Below are 571 nucleotides of genomic sequence, written 5' to 3'. Positions count from 1 at the left end.
CCCGATGCTTCTTCTTCTTTGGAAATCCATGAAATTACCAAATTAGTTTCCGCCGTAAAAAACATCAACCTCGCGCAACAGCACCCCGTGGATAAATCGGATAACTCCTCTTCTACCGATCTGAAAAACATCTTTGAAAAATCCCTTGCAGTAAATAAAGATCTTCCCGCAGACCATATCCTTACATTTGAAGACCTTGAATCAAAGAAACCGAAAGGCTATGGGATTGAAGCTTCAAAGTTTAGGGAGGTGATTGGAAGGAAGTTGAATCGGGAACTTAAGCAGTGGGAGTTTTTAAACGAACAGGATCTCAGTTAGTCACGTCATTGCAAGTCCGACGAAGGAGGACGTGGCAATCTGTTGAAGGCTTCCTCTAACATGATCGTATACACCGGGGCAGATTGCTTCAGTCTCCCGATCCCTCGGGATCCTTCGCAATGACGTTCCTCAACAACATTTTTACTACTTTAGCCTAACTGACAACCGAGAACCGAATGAAAAGAAAAATCTGCGTGGTCGTTACAGCACGCCCTTCCTACAGCAGAATAAAAACCGCTTTAACCGCAATTCA

The 571-nt window shown here is 44.0% G+C and carries 1 protein-coding gene; it reads left to right on the top strand.

From position 1 onward, the window contains the following. On the top strand, nucleotides 1–318 hold a 318-nt coding region (locus HC175_RS16725; RefSeq protein WP_369074339.1), incomplete at its 5' end, for an SAF domain-containing protein. Nucleotides 319–571 lie beyond the last annotated feature (253 nt).

The sequence above is a fragment of the Salinimicrobium oceani genome (genome assembly GCF_012037645.1).
This window is presented reverse-complemented; position numbering and strand designations above follow the sequence as displayed.